Origin of the sequence: Klebsiella sp. 141203, assembly GCF_032601985.1 — a bacterium.
Classification (GTDB): Bacteria; Pseudomonadota; Gammaproteobacteria; order Enterobacterales; family Enterobacteriaceae; genus Klebsiella; species Klebsiella aerogenes.
On the sequence record NZ_JAQIRL010000008.1, the window covers coordinates 110,390 to 130,896 of the forward strand.

21 protein-coding genes are annotated in these 20,507 nt (G+C 50.2%); 7 read left to right on the plus strand and 14 right to left on the minus strand.

The annotated features are described in order from the left end of the window. Window positions 1-4: 4 nt before the first annotated feature. The 8 genes from yjeJ to PGR29_RS23275 form a co-directional block, all read right to left on the minus strand. Window positions 5-868, minus strand: a complete 864-nt coding sequence (yjeJ, locus tag PGR29_RS23240; RefSeq protein WP_308958329.1) for a YjeJ family protein — start codon at window positions 866-868, stop codon at window positions 5-7. 10 nt (window positions 869-878) lie between these two features. Beyond that, window positions 879-3,002 (minus strand): peptidase domain-containing ABC transporter, encoded by a 2,124-nt coding sequence (locus PGR29_RS23245; RefSeq protein ID WP_316425429.1) that lies wholly within the window; start codon window positions 3,000-3,002, stop codon window positions 879-881. Next, entirely contained in the window at window positions 2,995-4,284 is a 1,290-nt protein-coding gene (locus PGR29_RS23250; protein WP_087859218.1) for an HlyD family secretion protein, read from the minus strand. Before PGR29_RS23250 ends, PGR29_RS23245 begins: the two co-directional genes overlap by 8 nt. 71 nt (window positions 4,285-4,355) lie before the next feature. Continuing rightward, entirely contained in the window at window positions 4,356-4,727 is a 372-nt protein-coding gene (locus PGR29_RS23255) for a hypothetical protein (protein WP_087859217.1), read from the minus strand. 132 nt (window positions 4,728-4,859) lie between these two features. Further along, window positions 4,860-5,876: a fimbrial protein gene (locus PGR29_RS23260; RefSeq protein ID WP_113374735.1), complete on the minus strand. Its 1,017-nt coding sequence runs from the start codon at window positions 5,874-5,876 to the stop codon at window positions 4,860-4,862. A gap of 23 nt (window positions 5,877-5,899) precedes the next feature. Then, the gene (locus tag PGR29_RS23265) at window positions 5,900-8,443 is read right to left on the minus strand and encodes a fimbria/pilus outer membrane usher protein (protein WP_316425431.1); all 2,544 of its coding nucleotides are present in this window, start codon (window positions 8,441-8,443) and stop codon (window positions 5,900-5,902) included. Between the two features lie 35 nt (window positions 8,444-8,478). After that, the gene (locus PGR29_RS23270; RefSeq protein ID WP_113374737.1) at window positions 8,479-9,165 is read right to left on the minus strand and encodes a fimbrial biogenesis chaperone; all 687 of its coding nucleotides are present in this window, start codon (window positions 9,163-9,165) and stop codon (window positions 8,479-8,481) included. A gap of 56 nt (window positions 9,166-9,221) precedes the next feature. Further along, entirely contained in the window at window positions 9,222-9,785 is a 564-nt protein-coding gene (locus PGR29_RS23275; protein ID WP_113374738.1) for a fimbrial protein, read from the minus strand. 501 nt (window positions 9,786-10,286) lie between these two features. On the opposite strand from PGR29_RS23275, the gene PGR29_RS23280 reads away from it, so the two are divergent. Then, window positions 10,287-10,844 (plus strand): winged helix-turn-helix domain-containing protein, encoded by a 558-nt coding sequence (locus PGR29_RS23280; RefSeq protein WP_087859212.1) that lies wholly within the window; start codon window positions 10,287-10,289, stop codon window positions 10,842-10,844. A 164-nt stretch (window positions 10,845-11,008) separates the two neighbouring features. Here the strand turns inward: PGR29_RS23280 and epmB are convergent, their stop codons facing one another. After that, window positions 11,009-12,040: an EF-P beta-lysylation protein EpmB gene (gene epmB / locus PGR29_RS23285; RefSeq protein ID WP_113374739.1), complete on the minus strand. Its 1,032-nt coding sequence runs from the start codon at window positions 12,038-12,040 to the stop codon at window positions 11,009-11,011. Window positions 12,041-12,082: 42 nt separating this feature from the next. Between epmB and efp the strand changes: the two genes are divergently transcribed. The 4 genes from efp (at window position 12,083) to sugE (ending at window position 13,599) form a co-directional block, all read left to right on the plus strand. Beyond that, window positions 12,083-12,649, plus strand: coding sequence for an elongation factor P (gene efp, locus PGR29_RS23290; protein ID WP_003855940.1), 567 nt, complete (start codon window positions 12,083-12,085; stop codon window positions 12,647-12,649). 64 nt (window positions 12,650-12,713) lie between these two features. Continuing rightward, window positions 12,714-12,845, plus strand: coding sequence for an entericidin A/B family lipoprotein (locus PGR29_RS23295; RefSeq protein WP_087859224.1), 132 nt, complete (start codon window positions 12,714-12,716; stop codon window positions 12,843-12,845). Window positions 12,846-12,996: 151 nt separating this feature from the next. Further along, window positions 12,997-13,143 carry a lipoprotein toxin entericidin B gene (gene ecnB / locus PGR29_RS23300; RefSeq protein WP_015368653.1) on the plus strand — a complete coding sequence of 49 codons (147 nt, stop codon included), beginning with the start codon at window positions 12,997-12,999 and terminating at the stop codon, window positions 13,141-13,143. Between the two features lie 138 nt (window positions 13,144-13,281). Further along, the gene (sugE, locus tag PGR29_RS23305; protein ID WP_015368652.1) at window positions 13,282-13,599 is read left to right on the plus strand and encodes a quaternary ammonium compound efflux SMR transporter SugE; all 318 of its coding nucleotides are present in this window, start codon (window positions 13,282-13,284) and stop codon (window positions 13,597-13,599) included. Here the strand turns inward: sugE and PGR29_RS23310 are convergent. The 5 genes from PGR29_RS23310 to frdA form a co-directional block, all read right to left on the minus strand. After that, window positions 13,596-14,126: a lipocalin family protein gene (locus tag PGR29_RS23310; RefSeq protein ID WP_047046300.1), complete on the minus strand. Its 531-nt coding sequence runs from the start codon at window positions 14,124-14,126 to the stop codon at window positions 13,596-13,598. The genes sugE and PGR29_RS23310 overlap by 4 nt on opposite strands. A 113-nt stretch (window positions 14,127-14,239) precedes the next feature. After that, window positions 14,240-14,599 (minus strand): fumarate reductase subunit FrdD, encoded by a 360-nt coding sequence (gene frdD, locus PGR29_RS23315; protein WP_316425434.1) that lies wholly within the window; start codon window positions 14,597-14,599, stop codon window positions 14,240-14,242. Between the two features lie 10 nt (window positions 14,600-14,609). Continuing rightward, window positions 14,610-15,005: a fumarate reductase subunit FrdC gene (frdC, locus tag PGR29_RS23320; RefSeq protein WP_045362549.1), complete on the minus strand. Its 396-nt coding sequence runs from the start codon at window positions 15,003-15,005 to the stop codon at window positions 14,610-14,612. Window positions 15,006-15,015: 10 nt separating this feature from the next. Next, window positions 15,016-15,750: a fumarate reductase iron-sulfur protein gene (frdB, locus tag PGR29_RS23325; protein ID WP_087859210.1), complete on the minus strand. Its 735-nt coding sequence runs from the start codon at window positions 15,748-15,750 to the stop codon at window positions 15,016-15,018. Next, window positions 15,743-17,533 carry a fumarate reductase (quinol) flavoprotein subunit gene (gene frdA, locus PGR29_RS23330; RefSeq protein WP_113374740.1) on the minus strand — a complete coding sequence of 597 codons (1,791 nt, stop codon included), beginning with the start codon at window positions 17,531-17,533 and terminating at the stop codon, window positions 15,743-15,745. The genes frdB and frdA overlap by 8 nt, the downstream gene beginning before the upstream one ends. A 277-nt stretch (window positions 17,534-17,810) precedes the next feature. On the opposite strand from frdA, the gene epmA reads away from it, so the two are divergent. Then, the gene (gene epmA, locus PGR29_RS23335; RefSeq protein ID WP_015368646.1) at window positions 17,811-18,788 is read left to right on the plus strand and encodes an elongation factor P--(R)-beta-lysine ligase; all 978 of its coding nucleotides are present in this window, start codon (window positions 17,811-17,813) and stop codon (window positions 18,786-18,788) included. A 202-nt stretch (window positions 18,789-18,990) separates the two neighbouring features. Then, the gene (gene yjeM / locus PGR29_RS23340; protein WP_087859208.1) at window positions 18,991-20,493 is read left to right on the plus strand and encodes a glutamate/gamma-aminobutyrate family transporter YjeM; all 1,503 of its coding nucleotides are present in this window, start codon (window positions 18,991-18,993) and stop codon (window positions 20,491-20,493) included. Window positions 20,494-20,507: the final 14 nt, after the last annotated feature.

The window sequence follows — 20,507 nt, forward strand, 5'->3', positions numbered from 1 at the left end:
CAACTTATGCCTCAAGCGCTGCTTTGGTAGCCACGTAGAATTCACGCAGCGACAGCATACATTCATCTCTGGTCAGCATTTGTCCCGGTGAGGATGGAATTACCTTACTGAAGATTTGATACGGCGTATGCTGGCTGTGGACCTGTTTTAGCTTCTGACTCTTTTCAAGCAGACGCAGCACGATACTCTTTTCAACATCGGACTGATGCGCGGCGCTGGTTTTAATCACCGCACCGGAGAGTACTTTTTTACCCTCCTCCTGCTCGTAGCTGTATAACACGGCCAGATGGTGGCTAAACAAATTCAGCTTCCACTCTTCCTGAGCATATTGCTGGTACTCAATGTTAGGTTGGGTCGTTAAATCGACGGTATACAGCAGTACATAATCCAAAGCCAGCGCCAGGTACTCATTTAATTTCGTATCAGCAACCATTTTTAGTGATTGATTGATACCCAGAATCAACGCCTCTACCTGCCGGTCGTCAATCCGTAATGTCGCGATTTGCTCGTTCTGCAGCATCAGGATCAGCGTTGACTCATTTACCCCCGGTTTCAACGTGATCGACATGATCCGCAGCTCCGGATTGGGGTTTTGTACCTCTACCATATCGACTGCCGGGGTGTTGGCGATGAGCTCATTATTGTAGGCAATAAGCTCCTCTTTCAGCGTATCGTCGCTTTGCTGCAAGCGCTGTAAGAAAACAGACATTCGAGTTGTCAGGACCATGAGCAGGTCAGCCAGCGCCGGCGCCTGTAAATAGAACGTCCGACACAGGCCATTCTGGTTTTGTACTTTCAGCAGCAGCGCCATGAAATGGTCTTCATAGGTAATTCCGGCGGTGTTAAAACCAATAAACGTTCCTTGCATATTCTTCTCCTTACGCTGGCATTGGTATTTTGGACTGCGACAAATCAATAACCCGATCGGCAGAGGCGATAGTTGACGGGCGGTGGGCAACGATGATGCGGGTAATACTGAGCCCTGAAATCGATTGGTTAATGACCGACTCATTTCTTAAATCGAGATGGCTGGTGGCCTCATCCATAAACAGAATGCTCGGCTTACGGTAAAGCGCGCGAGCAATCAAAATACGTTGCTTCTGGCCCCCGGAAATGCCTAAGCCTAACTCACCGATGATGGTTTCATAGCCCATCGGCATTTTCATAATTTCGTCGTGAATGTTGCAGCGTTTAGCGCATTCGACAACAAAATCCACATCGGCGTTGTCTTCAAAGCCGCTGATATTATCGATAAGCGAACCGGAAAAGAGTCTATCCTCCTGCAATACGCAGGCCGTTCCCTGGCGATAGTTATTGAGACCTATCTTCTGGATATCGAGATTATCGGCGAAGACGTCTCCGCTGGTGGGGGAGAGCAGCCCGCACATCACTTTCAATAGCGTGGTCTTACCGACGCCGGACGGCCCGACCAGCGCGACGGATTCCCCCGGCTCAACGGTGATGTTCAGGTTTGAGAAAATCGGCTGTGAAAAGGGATCGTACTGATAGCTGAGATTTTTGACTTCAAGTCTTGCGCCGGCATCTTTTGAGAAGACGTCCCGTGATGGTAATTCTTGCTCGGGTTCGCTGAAGACGATTTCTGAAAGACGCTCGTTATGCAGCGATAGCATGCGCAGCTGCATGGTCAGGTCAACCAGGCTGGATGCGCGCTGGGAGAACTGGCCGCGGTAGGCGTTAAAGGCCATAAACATACCGAGGGTCATTTCATTATCAATAACCATAATGGCGCCCAACCACAGTACCGCCACCTGATCGATAGCGGTAATGAAGGTATTAATACCGCTAAACATCATGTCGAAACGGGTTTGCTTGATCCCCGCATTACAGGCATCGATATTGATATTCAGCCAGTGCTGGGAGCGGCGTTCTTTCAGATTCAGCGCTTTGATGGTCGAAATACCGTACAGCGACTCCATAAAATGCGAACTGGAACGCGCACCTTTGATTACCTGCTCTTCAGCAACGCGGCGATAGAAGCGATAAGTTCCCAGACGCATAATGGCGTAGCATAAGGTAAAGCCAACGACGACCCATGTTAGCCAACCGCCGTACAGCGTGAGCATAATCAGCAGCCCGATTGTCATGATCGAATCGATAATGCCGCTGACGATGCTATTAGTGAACGTGGAGCGAATGGTGTCCAGCGATGAGAAACGGGACTGAATATCCCCCAGATGGCGCTTTTCAAAAAAAGAGAGCGGCAGGCTGGCCAAATGATCGAAAAGGGTCGTTTTCCACTGAATATTGGTCAGCGTGTTGAGCGTCAGCGAAGTCCATGCGCGCAGCATACTGATAAAGGTGCGGAAGAGGGTAAAGAAAACCAGGCCAATACAGATAACCGAGAGCAGGCTTTGATCGTGGGCCATGATCACGTGGTCAGTGACTAACTGCGTGCCTATCGGCAGCAGTAAGCCGATAGCTTCAACCACCACCGAGAAGGCGAAAATTTTCAGCAGCGCTGATTTTAAGCCAACAATATTGCGCATCAGATCTAACAAACGCAGGCGAGATTTGGCTTTTTCCTGCTGAAAGTTCTGATCGGGCCATAGCTCTAAGGCGATGCCGGTAAAATTATTCGACATTTCCTGAATGCCGATAATGCGTTTACCCAGCGCCGGATCGTGGACGACAAAACTGGACTTTCGCACTTTGGTGAGCACGACGTAGTGGTTCATTCCCCAGTGGATAACGCAGGGTAGCTTTAATTGCCTGATTTCGTCGAGATCGAGCGACAGCGCCCGGCTTTTTAAGCCGGCATGTTCCGCCGTTTTGCTCAATGACATCAGCGTGACCCCCTGAGAAGGGCTACCAAAACGCTGGCGGAAGTTGAAGAGATCGATATCGAGGCCATAATGGCCGCAAATCATTGCCAGGCAGGCAATGCCGCATTCGGCGGCTTCGGATTGTAATATGACCGGCGTCTTTTTCAGTATTGAAAAATTAACTTTCGCCGTAATTTTCTCAAACAGTTCATTAGTCATGAATCGGGCCGCTCACGCTTTGAGTAATCTTATAAACCGGAGTAAACATCCACATATAGAGAGGGCGTTCTTCAAGAAAAACAACGGCTTGTGCTTTAAGACCGTTGGACAGACTCAGCTTTTTCCCGTCATATTCGAACTGTTTATCTTTAATTTTGACGATTGCTTTATACAGCGCCAGTTCTTGTTGCTGATTACCACCATTGTTGACGTTGGTATATTCAGACATCTCTTGTCGTGATGCCGGCATTGAGGATATTGATATGATTTTTCCAGGGAATTGCCCGAATTTGTCTGATGGGAAAGCATCATAGCGAATATTAATGGTATCCCCAGTTTTTAAATAGGGGATAGTATTGTTTGGTAGCCAAAGGATAAGAAAATACTCAACGTTTCCTGTGGGTTTTATCTGTGCCAGGCTGCTGCCGTTATCAACGGTTTGTCCTTGGGTAGCTGAAAGTGACTCAATTCTGCCATCGCTGGTGGATTTAATAATAATGTTACCGTTAGCGTTGGATTCAACGAGTTGATTTTTAAAATCGTTGGATTGGTTGTACTGGCTGGATATTTGGTTATCAAAATCAGCAGCTTTAGTGATTTTATCGCTATTAAGCTGGGTGATTTGTGATTCCAGTTGCATCTTCTGGCTAACCAGAGATTGATACGCGCTTTGCTGTTGAAAGTATAAAGAGTGCTGATAGTTATACTGATCTTTTGTTATCAGGCCATTGCTAAGGTATTTATCGTAGCTGGAAAGGTTATCATGCATTTTTTTCAGACCGACCTGGGTATTGACCAGCATTCGGTTGGTCTCTTTCAGAGAGTCAGTAGTGGTTTTCAACTGCGCATTTAGCGCATTTAATGTCTGACTTTTATTATCTTCCAGCTTTTTGATGATGTCGTCAGAGTTGGCAATTTTTTCATTGATGACTTCTATCTGCGCCGCACTGACATTGCCGCTGGTGGTGCTGCGGGACACATCAATTTCGTAGAGCGGTTGGTTTTTTTTAACGACGTCACCAATTTTCACGAATTGCTTAACGACAAATCCTTGCTGCGGCGCAAAGACGTTAATCGAGTGAGGGAGGGTGATGACTTCGCCCTGAACGTCAACGCGCTGGGTGAACTTACAAAAAATGAGTGCGCAAATAAGCGCAATGAGAAATAGTGCCGATAACAATGCAATCAACCATGCAGGTAAGCCAGCGAGCAATAAGGCTTTACCTTTCCAGTGATTTCTTTTGTATTCGATCGCTTCCTTGCGATAAAGCTTATTATTCATGAATGATGATTCTGATTATAGTAGTCGGGGAAACAAAGGCCAATATGGCCTTTGTTTATGTAAAAAGATATTTACGATGATGGCCAAGGTACAAAGGTACCATCAAGCCCGGCGTCGATAAGTTGACTTAAATAATCAATGCACTTATCCCAGCCTACTGCCACGGCGCCGACAGCACCTGCAATTGCACCGACGGCTGCACCAGCAAATAATCCAACCAGGTTACCCAACAGGCCGAAACCTAAAAGCCCACCATTTGTCCCACCTAATGTTCCCCCAACAGAGGCGCCAATTGCACCGACAATAACGGATCCGAGGATTGCGGAGCCTGCGGCTTCAGCCGCATTACCAAGTAAAGATGTCACGGTAGAAGAAATTGAAGAGAAATCCCATGAATAGCCTCCGGAGATCTCTTCCATCTCAAATACTGTTAATTGCTTCATATTTATTCCTTTAAATTAATATTATTACGGATTGACCTAATTACGGGTCGGGCAGAAATGTAAGCGACGATTGCTTTTTAAGCAATGTAATAGACATGAATTGTTTGTGAATTCATGTCTATTTTCTTAATATTATTGTTCCTGTATAACTACCTCTAACATTGCCTTAACTTTACCGTTAGTAATATCGTCAACACTATTGCTTTGGCGATAGTAGTCAGCGGTAAGGTTGATGACCTGCGAAGTCGCTGCACTGTTGAAGCTATAGCTATCCATATCATAGAAAACTAAAGGCGTCCCAGTTTGTTTGAAAATGATACCGACATTTTTGGCGCCGCTATCATCGGTTATCATATTATCAATGATGCCATCGCCAGATGCGCTGGCGGTGCCTATCGGATTAAACCAGTACATTAACGTATTACCGATTGAACCGGCTGGGCAGTTAATGGTTAATAAGATGTTTTTTTGCTCTGGTGTCACGCCGCCGCGGGAGACCGACATTAGCGTGCTTTTTTTAATCCGACCGAGCGTTATCTGTGAACTGGAGGGCGATATATCACAGGATGTTGCCTGATAGGTAGTATTTTTCAGTTTGATAGTCGTAGTATATAAAAGTCTATCACTGGCGCTTGGGTTGGTTGTAGGGTTGCCGACAGAGAAACTTATTGACGGGTTTGAATCCGACCCTGAAGTATCAATGACCTGTTTTGTTTTGATAAACCACACGGTGACAAACTTATAGTAGTTATCTGAGGTTTTTTCAAACGGTACCAGTACCGAACCCGCAACGGCAGGAACCAGTGCGCCATTTTTACTTTCCAGCAGATCGGATACCTGGAATCCAATACCGTCAATTCCGGTTTCATACACCGGCATTCCATGCATTCCTGTAACGCCGGCGACCTCAGCGGTACTGATAGTCGTAATATACTGATCGTTATCTTTCTGGCTGCATGTGAAGTTTTTATAGTTACCAGTGCCGTATTTAGTCGAATATAATATGCTGCCCACTGGAATTGAGTCGTCTGTCGGTATTTTTGCTCTAATAGTAAATGCTTGCCGCTGGATGCTACCTGAGTAACTACATTTTGCAGCCGTCTCACCACCGATAACTAAAAGCATTAATAGAATAAATATTCTCTTCATCAATATTTGTCCTTAAATGATGGCTAGCGACACACCGCTTCGACCTGGTTTAAGCCAGCGGTTTTGCCTTCCCGCGGCGGTAACGTGAAGGGGGCATGACACTGCTGGGAACTACTTTTTCCCCACTGAACGTTGAGCGTCCCGGTTGGCTGCAGTCCGGACATATAGACCATCCCGGCATCGCTAACGATACTTGCCTGGCTTTTCGCATCACCAGCCAGTAAGACCATCGCTCCATAGGGAATGTCCTGACCGCTGGCGGTTTTAAGATGAATAAAGGCACGTTGCCCAATCTTGCCGTCGTAGTTGGCCCGCACAATAGCGCCGCGAGTCGGCACCACGGTTTGCGTTGTTTCCGGTAGTTCCATATCATCGCCAAGCGTGGCGGTGTCGAGAGTGATATCGGTGCGACGATAAGGGGTAACGTAAGGCACGATGGCATAGCCGCGATAGTCGGTCGAAATGGTGTTATCGGTCGTCAGTTTGACGTCATCCAGCCCCGGAGCTTTAACCAGTACGGCAGCATCGGTGATGTCCTGACCTAAAGTGATGCCGTCAGCGTGCGCGATAATGCTGCCGTTGGCGCCATAATCAATGCGTTGGCTATCGCGATCGTAGCTGTAACCGGCGTTAACACTCCCCTGAGAACTGTTATAGGTGGCGCGCATGTCGCCGCTGTAATACTCGCGGTTGCTGTATCCTTGCTGAATACTCCAGTCCAGACTATCGTTTTCCAGCCCGACGCCGCCGATAGCAACCGATTGATCCGTTGAGCCTGGGTTGCTATTGGTGAGCTGGTAACTGGTATAGGTGCCAGGAAGCCAGTTGCCGATCGGTAAAGTAACCGTTAGGGTGATACGTTGATCGTCCTGGGCATCTTTATTCGCGCTATTGCTGCTCCAGGTATAGCGGCTATAGCTATAACCCAGGTAGAAGTTCACGTTTTTAAAGCCACCGTTATAGCCAACGCTGATGGATTTATTGGTGCGTTTATCATCCCAATAATCTTCTACCAGACCGCTAATAGAGAGACTACCGAGCCCTTTACCTAAGCTTTGATTAAGCGTCAGGTTGGTACGGTTGCGCAGTGAGCGGGTGGTATAGCTGCCGTCGTTTGAATAACTATCGAACACCTCTGACAGGGTGTTAAAGCCTTTGGTAGAGTATCGGTAACCCGCGATAGTAATGTTAGTACCGGTATCAAGGATGTTTTTGCCGTAGCGGATACGCCAGGACTGACCCGACGTCTTTTCTTGATCCTGGATCTTTGACCAGGCTTGAGTGACGTCTGCTGAAGCCGCGCCAAAATCACCGAGGTTATAGCCTAGACCGGATGATAATGCTTGATAGTGCGAGGCCATTTGCATCCCGCCGTAGGCCGTCAGGCTACTGGATACACCATAGCTTATTGTCGCTTGGGTGAATGGCGTTTCGTCAACTCCGCCATCATAAGGACGATATTTACCAGAGGTGATTTCATACTGTAGCTGGCCTTCGCGCACCATGACCGGCAGCGTAGCGAACGGCACGATAAATTCTTGCTTTGAGCCATCCGATTCTTCTACCGTTACGTACAGATCGCCGCTACCGCCGCTTGGGTACATATCGGTAATTTCAAAGGCGCCGGGGGCGACGTAGGTCTGATATACCTGGTAGCCATTCTGCTTAACAATCACCCTAGCGTTGGTTTTTGCAATCCCTCGGATAATTGGCGCATAGCCGCGAAGGCTCTCCGGCAGCATGGAGGTATCCGTTGCCATTTGAATCCCGGTAAACGGCACGCTATCAAAAATACCGGAGAGCGAGGAGCTTTCACCCATTACCAGATTACTATTAAGAGGGCGAATGCTGCGCTGCATGTACAGGTAAGCTGATTCCCAGTCGCTGGATTCTCCTTTCGTTTTATTCCAGGTGCTCAGATTTCGGATACGCCATGGACCAAGATTTAAACCGGACTGGAGGTTAAGGCTATAGTATTCATCTTCTGATTCGAAATCATTCGAGCCGCTGAACTGGTAATTCATTAACAGCGCGTTAATACCTTCATCAAATTGATCTTCCGGAATAAATCCTTGCACGACGGTGGATAATGCCGCTTGTGGTATGGAGATATTTAACCGTTGTGCAGTAAAATCGAAATCCGCTTTTGTATCCTGTATGACCGTTAGGTTAACGCAGTTATTGGTATCTTCTTTCAGAGCTGGGAAGGATTTCACTCTGACACCATATTCCGCCAGGTCTTTAAGCGTGAAACAGGGGGTTAATTTGATATCATCACTCTTATCAGCACTATGACTATCAATAACAAATTTGATAGTACGGGTATCCAGATATTGGCCGTTGAAAACAATGTCAACCCGATAATCTCCGGGCGCCTGAGCGTTCCTGGCTTCAAAAACAGATAAGTCTGGGGCGTTTGAAGGATCGCTACCATTCAATGAATTGATGAATGAGGGATCGAAGAAATCACGTGCTTGCGCTTTATTATCCAAACCACAAAAAAACGCTGGCAACAACGTGATGCAGAGCGTTGATAGTTTGAATAGCTCTTTATTTTTATTTTGCATAGACACATCCCTATAACGTTAATAAAAATTCCAAATTACAACGGTGATGAATAGAGCGATCCGGCCCCACCATAATCATTAACTATTTTCCATGTCACGCTTGATGCATTGACACTTTCCTTTAACGTGACTTCTTTTGTTTCCATCGGAGGGACGGTGTTTACTTCATTTTTTATTTCGGTGTTACCTATTTTTATTGTGTTGAAGTAATAGAAAAAAGGTGTCGGATTGTTAATGAACAATTTATTGCCTGATTTACGCCATTGGAGTTTTGCCGCTTCTGTATTTGGCTTCATATCAAACAGCGATTTTGGCCGGTATACCAGACGCATACGGTGGCGAACCGCTAGCTGAATCGTATTGTTTTTGGCATTGGTGTCATCAGCTGGCGGGATAGCCATAATATTGAAATAAAATATAGATTCTCGATCTGTTGGCGCAGTAACATTATTGGTTGAAAACAAACGCACGGTATTTTGCTGTTTTGCTTCGAGTCGGAATAGTGGCGGAGTCGCCGTGAAAGAGGGTATTTGCCCTTTTGGGGTCTCAATCCACGACTTAATTAAGTAAGGAATACCGTCTTTGTTCTCAATCTGCGCGGTGATTTCGCGAGCGCCCTCTTTGTAAAGATAGCGAGTTGACTCGATAACGATACCAGCATGTGCAATACCGCTAATCAATAAAAAAAAGGGAATGAAAAGTTTAAATAAGGTGCTTGACATAGCATTTCTCTAAACGGAAAAAGGGCTCGCCAGTTGGCGAGCCCTCTAAAATAGAATTAGATGGTGTAGTCGATAGTAAAGGTTGCAACGCCTTTAACCGGACCTTCGGTTACAGCAGTTGTGGCATTTACTTTCACATAACCAGCGTAGTAGTTCAGGGAAGTGACGGAACCGTCAGTGTAGGTTTCGGACATGGTTTGGGAACCATCGAAGGCTACGCGAGAACCATCGCTGACTTTCGCGATACCGATACCGATACCGGCAGCGCCGTCGTCAGCGGTGTTGTCCAGAATGGTCGCGTTGCTGCTGGTGGTACCAGTAACAGCAACAGTCAGGCCAGTTGCCGGATCTTTGCTGCCTTGGGCGCAATCAGAAACATCAAAACCAAACTTCTGGCTTTTGAAAAGGGTGTTTGCAGCCTGAGCGTTCGCTTCGCTGGTGGTAACAGAAGTCAGACGAACGATGCCGTTGTTCAGAGTACCAGTCGGGGTGACTACGCAAGAAGCGGAGGAGTCATTGACTTCACCCAGAACGGTCACTTCAGCAGTGTTAGCGGCCATTGCCTGAGCACTCAGAACTGCAGATGCAGCAACCATTACAGCTACGATTGTTTTTTTCATTTATTTGTCCATGTATAAATACGTAATCCTTGAAATAGATATCGCTCTAATTGCTAATTATTGGTTGGTCTAATAATTCAATAATTGCCCCAAGAACTACACTATCCCATCTCTGTACTCCTTGTTGTCCCTTACGCTAATAAGCAGGTGTTAGCCTGCATTTAGCTTAAGACGGGAGCACTGAGGAATCTAATTCGCCGTTGGTGAAAATGCATGTGAATTTTAATTGAATAATCTTTTTAATGACTAAAGGAACGATTCACATTTTTATTCGAACTATAAGTGATAGCGTTGATTCGATGAATGTTGTGCGGTATCTCTGGCTTCCATTCAGTTTAAATATCATGTTAGTCTTATCTTTGATGCAAAATCGAGACTCAATGATTGATATATGAAGCCATCTAATAGCAGGCCTGTTCAAGGCTATTCGCGCAACATTAAAGATGGGATTTCATTAATTTCATGTTTATTTCACATAGCTAATGAAAAAGGGAAGACATTATGGCATTTAGTGAATTCATCATTAATGATGAAGTTATTTTTGACGTGAATATGAGTGAGTTGCGAACTGTTAATGAAAATGGCACTACCGTTAACTTAAATGGACCAACGGCGCGTTGTTTATTGTTGCTGATAGAAAGTAATGGCAGGATCATTTCACGTGAGGAATTTCTGGAAACTGTCTGGAAAACAAGGGGGGTAATAGTTGCGCAAAACACGTTTTACCAAAATATCTCATTGCTCAGAAAATCACTGGTAAAGGCCGGACTATCTCAGGATATCATTATTACCGTCAGGCAGCGCGGGTTTATCCTTGCCACGGATGCGGTAATCACTCCAGTTACCACAACGCAAGAGATAATAGCGAGCCCATCAACGAATGTAGATGATTCTGCAAGTGATAGGGAGAGCATAGAGAGCGAAATGTACGAAGTTAAAAATACCGTTAATGCTAATCGAAGCGAAAGTCGCAGAGGAACTACGTTTAAATTACCTAAATGGATCGTGGTGATGTTTATTGTTATGGTCGCAACTAATATACTTTCACTGCTTTTTTAGATGCTCTATTAGCGCATCATTTAATAGATACGCGTATATATAATTATAAATGTTAAGCAAACACCGCTTTCTGGATAACGCTGGTGAAAAATGTTATATCTTTTATTTGCCAGGCGAACATACTTGTCATTTAAGTATCTGCCGGACAGGGCCGGCAGAAAAACTTAGTTTTGTTGCTTTAAACCTAAATCCAGCGGCGTTTTACTCGGTTCGCCGCCGATTTCACGTGCCAACCTTGGCACCATATATCCGGATACCAGCGTTAATAGCTTACGCATGATTGCCCGGGCCTCCTCGTCTTCGACCATGAAGTGGGCTGCGCCCTGGACTTTATCAAGCACGTGCAGGTAGTAGGGCATCACCCCGGCATCGAACAGCGCGTTGCTGAGGTCCGCCAGGGTTTGTGCGTTGTCGTTAACGCCGCGCAGCAGGACGCTTTGGTTGAGCAGCGTCACGCGCGCTTGCCGTAGCAGCGCCATTGCCGCCCGAAATTCCGGGCCGATCTCATTGGCATGATTGATATGGTTAACCAACAGGATCTGCAGCGAGGAGGCGTTAAAGCGAGCCGCCAGCCCTTCGGTGATCCGCGCCGGAATGACAATCGGCAAGCGGCTATGGATGCGTAACCGTTTAATATGCGGGATAGCTTCCAGTTGCGTCAGTAACCAATCCAGTTCGTGGTCTTTGGCCATCAACGGATCGCCGCCGGAAAAAATAATTTCATCAAGCTGCGGATTGGCGGCAATGTACTCGAGCGCTGCCTGCCAGTTGCGTTTATTGCCCTGGTTCTCGGCATAGGGGAAGTGGCGGCGGAAGCAGTAGCGGCAGTTGACTGCACAGCCTCCTTTCACCAGCAATAGCGCCCGGTTGCTATATTTATGCAGCAGGCCTGGTACAACGCTGTGTTGTTCTTCCAGCGGATCGGTGGAAAAACCAGGGGCGGCAACAAACTCTTCTTGTGCGGTAAGCACCTGACGAAGAAGGGGATCGTTTGGGTTGCCCTTTTCCATACGTGCAATAAACGCGCGCGGTACGCGCAGCGCGAAGAGACGCTTCGCATCACGTCCCGCCAATAGGTTTGCATCTGTTTCCAGATCTAAAAGATGCAATAGTTCATCGGGACTGGTCACAACATCGGCAAGTTGCGTGATCCAATCTTCTCTGGATGGGGTATTTAGGGTTACAATATGCGCCATTTTGTGGCTTAGCTACCAAGTTAAACAATTTCAGAGGGCCTTATGGCGACTTACTATAGCAACGATTTTCGTGCTGGTCTTAAAATCATGATGGATGGTGAACCGTATGCGGTTGAAGCCAGTGAATTCGTTAAACCAGGTAAAGGTCAGGCATTCGCACGCGTTAAGCTGCGTCGTCTGCTGACCGGCACCCGTGTAGAAAAAACGTTCAAGTCCACCGACTCTGCAGAAGGCGCGGACGTTGTCGATATGAACCTGACTTACCTGTACAACGATGGTGAGTTCTGGCACTTCATGAACAACGAAACCTTCGAACAGCTGTCCGCTGATGCTAAAGCTATCGGTGACAACGCGAAATGGCTGCTGGATCAGGCTGAGTGCATCGTGACCCTGTGGAACGGTCAGCCTATCGCTGTCACGCCGCCGAACTTCGTTGAACTGGAAATCGTTGAAACCGATCCAGGTCTGAAAGGCGACACCGCAGGTACTGGCGGCAAGCCGGCTACTCTGTCCACTGGCGCTGTGGTTAAAGTTCCGCTGTTCGTTCAGATTGGCGAAGTCATCAAAGTAGATACCCGCTCCGGCGAATACGTATCTCGCGTGAAGTAATTCATGCTGTGAGACGGTGGGCGCAGCCATGCTGCTGCGCCTCCAGTTTCATGTCAGGATTAACATGAACCGGACGCTCAAATTTCTCATTTTGCTGCTGCTCAGCGGCGCGCTGCTTACTGGATGTAATACCGCCCGCGGTTTTGGCGAAGATATCCAGGGGTTAGGGCACGCGATTTCTCACGCCGTCAGCTAGTCTCATTTCATCTGCCTTCCCTGCAATTCATTTTGCGCAGTTCAGTCTGAACCTCTTTTTCTCTTAAAAAACGCGACTATCCCTTCATTCTGAATCAGTTTGGCTATGCTTATAGGGCAAGAAAACAAAAACTGTTTATAAGGATGATATTATGGTGAAAAAAACGATTGCGGCGTTCTTTACTGTTTTGGTCCTTTCCTCCGTGCTCACCGCATGTAACACCACGCGTGGTATCGGTGAAGACATTTCTGACGGCGGCAGCGCTATCTCTGGTGCGGCGACCAAAGCTCAGAATTAAACATTACCGGTACGGCCTCGCGCCGTACCGGTCTTCACATTCACGGCGCCGTTGTTTATAATCCCGGCGTTTTCAACCACCTTGCGGGACGACCCGTGAGCGTATCTCATTCGGGGACGGCCCCATTACTGGAGCCATATGTCCTGGATCATTCTCTTTATCGCCGGTTTGCTGGAAGTCGTGTGGGCCGTCGGCCTCAAATACACCCATGGGTTTAGCCGTCTGCTGCCAAGCGTGATTACCATTGCCGCTATGGTCGTCAGTATGGCGCTGCTATCGTGGGCGATGAAATCACTGCCGGTGGGTACCGCCTATGCGGTGTGGACCGGGATCGGCGCCGTAGGCGCAGCGATAACCGGCATCGTGCTGCTGGGTGAATCCGCAAGCCCGATGCGTATCGCAAGCCTGGCTTGTATTGTCATCGGCATTATCGGGCTGAAAATCAGCGCACATTAATAGCGCTGGTTAACCCAAATCAGTTTGCTCACGTCGAAGCCCTGCCGGGTGGCTATATCCAGCATCTGCTGTTTTACCTGCGGCGAAATCTTCGGCGTACGCGCCAGTAGCCACAGGTAATCGCGATCCGGCCCGCAAACCAGCGCATGGCGGTACTCTTTATCCAGCGCAATCACGTTGTAGCCGCCATAGAAAGGGCCGAAGAACGAGACTTTTAGCGCCGCGCGGTTCGGATCGCCGGTGAACCAGGCCACGCCGTCTGTTTTCTGCCAGATGCCGCGGTCAGGGTTATAACCTTTATTGACCACATCAATGCCGCCATCGCCGCGCAGGCTGTAAGTCGCCGTAACCTTTTCCAGCCCGCTTTCGAAATGATGATCGAAGCGGGCTATTTCATACCAGGTGCCGAGGAAGCGTTGGCTTTCGAATGGGCTGACGACGGTCACGCCAGCGGGAGGAACGGGATTGCTGCACGCAACGCTCAGCAACGACGCGATAACCACGGTTAACACTGGCAGCAGACGCATAGGTACCTTCCTTACCGCTTTTTCTCTAAGTGTAGATAGCGGCAGGAAAAAAGTAGGGAGATTTTGTCGATAAGCGAGCCCGGTAACAGATTGCTACCGGGCGAGATGTCGCATCAGATAAATAACACGCCGACCAGGGTAACGACGGTTAAAATCGCCGCCAGGCCATAGAAGACCCATTTGCCGTTCGGTACGTGGATTTTCAGATCATGCATCGCATGGTGGATACGGTGCAGGCCGCACCACAGCGGCAGAACAATCATCAGAAAGATGAAAAGGCGGCCGATGAGGCTATGGGCGAAGGCGTAAACGCGTTCGTAGCTGAAAGCATCGCCAGGGGCGAGTCCCAGCGGCAGCAGAATGCCGACCAGTAGCACCATCACCGGCGCGATAATCGCCCCCCACATGCCGCCTGCGCCAAACAGCCCCCAGAACACCGGTTCATCGGAACGTTTGGGATTGGGATTAATCATATCAGCCTCCTTACCAGAACAACGCGACAAACAGGATCACGATGCTAACCAGCGCCGTTACCGCCCACAGCCCTTTAATCAGCGGCTCAGGCCCCATTTTCTCGCCTTTAATAATGATGTTGGCGGCTTTCGGCGCCAGCTCAAACCAGGTTTTGGTGTGCAGCAGCGCCGCTGCCAGGGTGATCAGGTTGAGGATCACCACAATCGGGTTTTGCAGGAATGCCACATAGCCATCCCAGCTTTCGGCGCCGTGCTTAAGGGCGAACAGGCCGTAAATCAGCACGATGCTGAACCAGACCGTCGGCACCGCCGTCCCTTCACGCAGCATATAGAAGCGATAAAATGGCAGCTTCTTCCACCAGGTGGAGGTCATGGGCCGCACGTAGGGTTTGCGTTTAGTCGTCATAGTGCACTCCTTAGCGTGGTTTCAGGGTGGCGATCAGGAAGTCTTTCGAACTTTCTACCTTGCCCTGCTGAATGGCGGCCGCCGGATCGACATGCTTCGGGCAAACTTCGGAGCAGAAGCCGACAAACGTACAGCTCCACACGCCGTTCTGGCCGTTAAGCTGCGCCATACGTTCCTTTTTGCCGTGGTCGCGGCTGTCTTCGTTGTAGCGATGGGCGAGGGTGATCGCCGCCGGGCCGATGAACTCCGGGTTCAGACCAAATTGCGGACAGGCGGCATAGCACAAACCGCAGTTGATGCAGCCGGAGAACTGATGGTATTTCGCCATCTGCGCGGGAGTCTGCTTATTCGGCCCCTGCTCCGGCGTGCGGTTATTTCCGATGATATACGGCTTAATCGCTTCCAGACTTTCGATAAAGTGGGTCATATCGACCACCAGATCGCGCTCGATCGGGAAGTTGGCCAGCGCTTCTACCTTCAACCCTTTGGTATAGTCGCGCAGGAAGGTTTTACAGGCCAGTTTTGGCACCTTGTTGACCATCATGCCGCAAGAACCGCAGATCGCCATGCGGCACGACCAGCGGTAGCTTAAATCCGGCGCGAGGTTGTCTTTGATATAGCCCAGCGCGTCGAGCAGCGAGGTTTGTTCGTCGTAGGGGACTTCATAGAAAGCGCTGTGCGGCGCGGTATCGACTTCCGGGTTGTAGCGCACCACTTCAATTTTCAGTTTGTTCATCTCAGCCATGGGTCGTCTCCTTCTTCTCAGCGGCTTCCGCTTCGGCGCCATACACGCGTTTAGCCGGCGGCAGAGTGGTGATCTTCACATCGCCATACTCCAGACGCGTGCTGCCGTCGGCCTCACGGAAGGCCAGCGTATGCTTGAGGAAATTGACGTCGTCGCGTTCAGTACAGCCTTCATCGAGACGTTGGTGAGCGCCGCGGGACTCTTTACGCGCGATAGCGGAGTGCGCCATACATTCGGCGACGTTGAGACCATGGCCCAGCTCAATGGTGTAGAGCAGGTCGGTATTGAATACGCTGGAGGTGTCGGTGATACGCACGCGCTTAAAGCGCTCCTGCAGCTCGGCCAGCTTATCGATGGTTTTTTGCATCAGCTCCGGCGTGCGATAGATACCGCAGCCTTCTTCCATCGACATACCCATTTCATCGCGGATTTTGGCCCAGTTTTCATTGCCTTGCTGGTTAACGAGGTCTTTAAGACGGTTTTCAACGTCGTTGACCTGCGCATCCAGCGCCGCGTTGTTAGCTTCGCCCGCGGCCATCGCGCGCTGCATGGCTTGCTCACCGGCAAGGCGGCCAAAGACCACCAGCTCGGCAAGCGAGTTGGATCCCAGACGGTTGGCGCCATGGAGACCGACGGAGGAACATTCGCCGACGGCGAACAGGCCCTTGATGCGGGTTTCGCACTGCTGGTCAGTTTCGATGCCTCCCATCGTGTAGTGGGCGGTCGGACGCACCGGAATGGGCTCTTTTACCGGATCGACGCCGACATAGGCTTTCGCCAGTTCGCAGATGAACGGTAGGCGTTCAAGCAGTTTCTTCTCGCCGAGATGGCGCAGGTCGAGATAAACCACGTCGCCGCGCGGCGTCGAAATGGTGTTGCCTTTGCGCCACTCGTGCCAGAAGGCTTGAGAAACTTTATCGCGCGGGCCGAGTTCCATGTATTTGTTTTTCGGCTCGCCGAGCGGCGTTTCCGGCCCCATACCGTAATCCTGTAGGTAGCGGTAGCCGTTTTTATTCACCAGAATACCGCCTTCGCCGCGGCAGCCTTCGGTCATCAGGATCCCCGAACCCGGCAGGCCGGTTGGGTGATACTGGACGAACTCCATGTCGCGCAGCGGGACGCCGTGGCCCAGCGCCATGCCCATGCCATCGCCGGTGACGATGCCGCCGTTGGTGTTATAGCGATAGACGCGGCCAGCGCCGCCGGTAGCCATGACGACCGCATTGGCGCGAATTTGCACCAGCGTGCCTTCCATCATATTCATTGCCACCAGGCCGCGGGCCTGGCCGTCATCGACCAGAATATCCAGCACGAAGTGCTCGTCGAAACGTTGAATTTGCGGGAACTGGAGGGAGGTCTGGAAGAGGGTATGCAGCATATGGAAGCCGGTTTTATCGGCGGCGAACCATGTACGTTCGATTTTCATCCCGCCGAAGCGGCGAACGTTGACGCTGCCGTCCGGACGGCGGCTCCACGGGCAGCCCCACAGCTCAAGCTGGGTCATTTCCGTGGGGCAGTGGTGTACGAAATAGTCTACGACATCCTGTTCACAGAGCCAGTCGCCGCCGGCGACGGTGTCGTGAAAATGGTATTCAAAGCTATCGTGATCCTGCGCGACCGCCGCAGAACCGCCTTCGGCGGCGACGGTATGGCTACGCATTGGATAGACTTTTGAAATCAGTGCGATTTTGGCTTTTGGATTAGCCTGCGCAGCGGCGATGGCTGCGCGAAGACCTGCTCCGCCTGCGCCAATGACGACAAGATCGGCTTGAAAAGTTTGCACGACATTCCTCCAGTTTTTGTGTATTTCGCCGCCGGGCTGGCGAAAAAGTATCACTGCTCCTTTATAGGTAAATGAGTATAGCCATAGGGATGTTGGGGAAAATTGACGCGTTCGATTTTTTTATCAATCCGTGCGCTGATTTATCAATTTTATTTATGCAATTAAGTTAGCAATAAATTATCAGGATGTAATATCGCCGCCGGATTGCACAAAATTTGTTTCACTCGACGGTTGCGAGTAGACTTCGTGCCCTTGTATGAAATCGGAGAAAAGTACCATGAGCGAGACGGCAACCTGGCAGCCGAGCGCATCCATTCCAAATCTGTTAAAACGTGCGGCTGTAATGGCGGAAATTCGCCGTTTCTTTACCGACCGCGGCGTGCTGGAGGTGGAAACGCCTTGTATGAGTCAGGCAACGGTGACCGATATCCACATGTTCCCGTTTGAAACCCGTTTCGTCGGCCCCGGCCACTCTCAGGGTCTGAATCTGTATCTGATGACCAGCCCGGAATACCACATGAAGCGGCTGCTGGCCGCCGGATGCGGGCCGGTTTTCCAACTGTGCCGTAGCTTTCGCAATGAAGAGATGGGCCGCCACCACAACCCAGAGTTCACCATGCTGGAGTGGTACCGTCCCTGCTACGACATGTACCGTCTGATTAACGAAGTTGACGATTTACTGCAGCAGGTGCTCGAGTGCCAACCCGCGGAAAGCCTCTCTTATCAACAGGCCTTCCAGCGCTATCTGGAGATCGATCCGCTGTCGGCAGACAAAACCCAGCTGCGTGAAGTGGCGGCAAAGCTCGATCTCAGTAATATCGCCGATACGGAAGAAGATCGCGATACGCTGTTGCAGCTGCTGTTCGCCATGGGTGTAGAGCCGCACATCGGTAAAGAACGTCCGACTTTCGTCTATCACTTCCCAGCAAGCCAGGCGTCCCTTGCGCAGATCAGCACCGAAGATCATCGCGTCGCCGAGCGCTTTGAGGTCTACTACAAGGGTATGGAGCTGGCGAACGGCTTCCACGAGCTGACCGACGCACGCGAACAACAGCAGCGTTTTGAGCAGGACAACCGCAAACGTGCGGCCCGCGGCCTGCCGGAGCAGCCCATCGATTATAACCTGCTGGCCGCGCTGGAAGCCGGACTGCCGGATTGTTCCGGCGTCGCGCTGGGTGTAGACCGCCTGGTGATGCTGGCGTTAGGTGTAGAGACCATCGGCGAAGTGATCTCATTCACCGTCGATCGCGCCTGATTAATTACGCTTCCCTTTCATGAGGAGAGGGAAGCCGTTTCCCGCCGTTAGCGTTATCCCCTTCATTCAAAGATTTTTACAGTTCTCTCCGCTGCATTAGCCCTAATAACCACAATTTCAAACTGGATTATTGCTAGGATCCGCGTTCAATTTCTGCTTACCTGGCGACGCCGTTCGGCGACGCTCACGTTTGGATCGATTTATGCCTCAACAAATCAAGAAGATGAGCCTGATTGGGCTGATATTAATGATCTTCACTTCGGTGTTTGGCTTTGCCAACAGCCCTTCGGCGTTTTATCTGATGGGTTATAGCGCGATGCCGTTTTATCTTTTCTCGGCGCTGTTTTTCTTTATTCCTTTTGCCTTAATGATGGCGGAGATGGGCTCGGCCTATCGTAAGGAAGAGGGCGGGATCTATTCGTGGATGAACCGTAGCGTCGGGCCGCGCTTTGCATTTATTGGCACCTTTATGTGGTTTTCATCCTATGTGGTGTGGATGGTCAGTACCGCGGCGAAAATTTGGGTCCCGTTTTCGACCTTTCTCTTCGGCGCGGATAAAACCCAGAGCTGGGCTTTTGCCGGCTTAACCTCGACGCAAACCGTCGGCGTACTGGCCGCCTGCTGGATGGTGCTGGTGACGCTGGTGGCGGCGAAAGGGATAAATAAGATTGCCAAAATTACCGCCGTGGGCGGCATCGCGGTGATGTGCCTTAATCTGGTACTGCTGCTGGTGAGCGGGGCGATTCTGCTGCTGAACGGCGGCCATTTCGCACAATCGCTGGATTTCACCGCGTCGCCGAACCCGGGATATCAATCGGGGCTGGCGATGCTGTCTTTCGTGGTGTTCGCCATTTTTGCCTATGGCGGGATTGAAGCGGTCGGCGGACTGGTGGATAAAACCGAGAAGCCGGAAAAGAACTTTGCCAAAGGCATTATCATCGCCGCGCTGGTGATTTCGATCGGTTACTCGCTGGCTATTGTGCTGTGGGGCGTCAGCGCCAACTGGCAGCAGGTCTTGAGCAACCACAGTACCAACCTTGGCAATATCACCTACGTGTTGATGACCAGCCTCGGCGCGACGCTTGGACAAGCGCTTCATCTGTCGCCGCAGGCGGCGGCGCTGACCGGCGTATGGTTTGCGCGCATTACCGGGCTGTCGATGTTCCTTGCCTATACCGGCGCATTCTTCACCCTGAGCTATTCGCCGCTGAAGGCGATCATTCAGGGGACGCCGAAAGCGCTGTGGCCGACGATGATGACCAAAGTCAACGCTAACGGCATGCCGGCTAACGCCATGTGGCTGCAGTGTCTGCTGGTGAGTCTGTTTATTTTGCTGGTCTCTTTCGGCGGCGATACCGCTTCAGCGTTTTATAACAAGCTAACGCTGATGGCTAACGTCTCGATGACCTTGCCGTATCTGTTCCTGGCGATCGCGTTCCCGTTCTTTAAGGCCAAAGCCGATCTCGATCGTCCATTTGTGATGTTTAAAAGCCGGGTGAGCACGCTGCTGGCGACGACGATAGTGGTACTGGTGGTAGCGTTCGCCAATATCTTTACCGTTATTCAGCCGGTGATGGATTCCGGTGACTGGAACAGTACGCTGTGGATGGTCGGCGGGCCGATTTTCTTCTCGCTATTGGCATTAGGGATCTACGAGAACTATCGTCAGAGAACGGCGGTACAGGTAGCGCTGGCGGAGGGTTAAGAAAGAGAATGCCC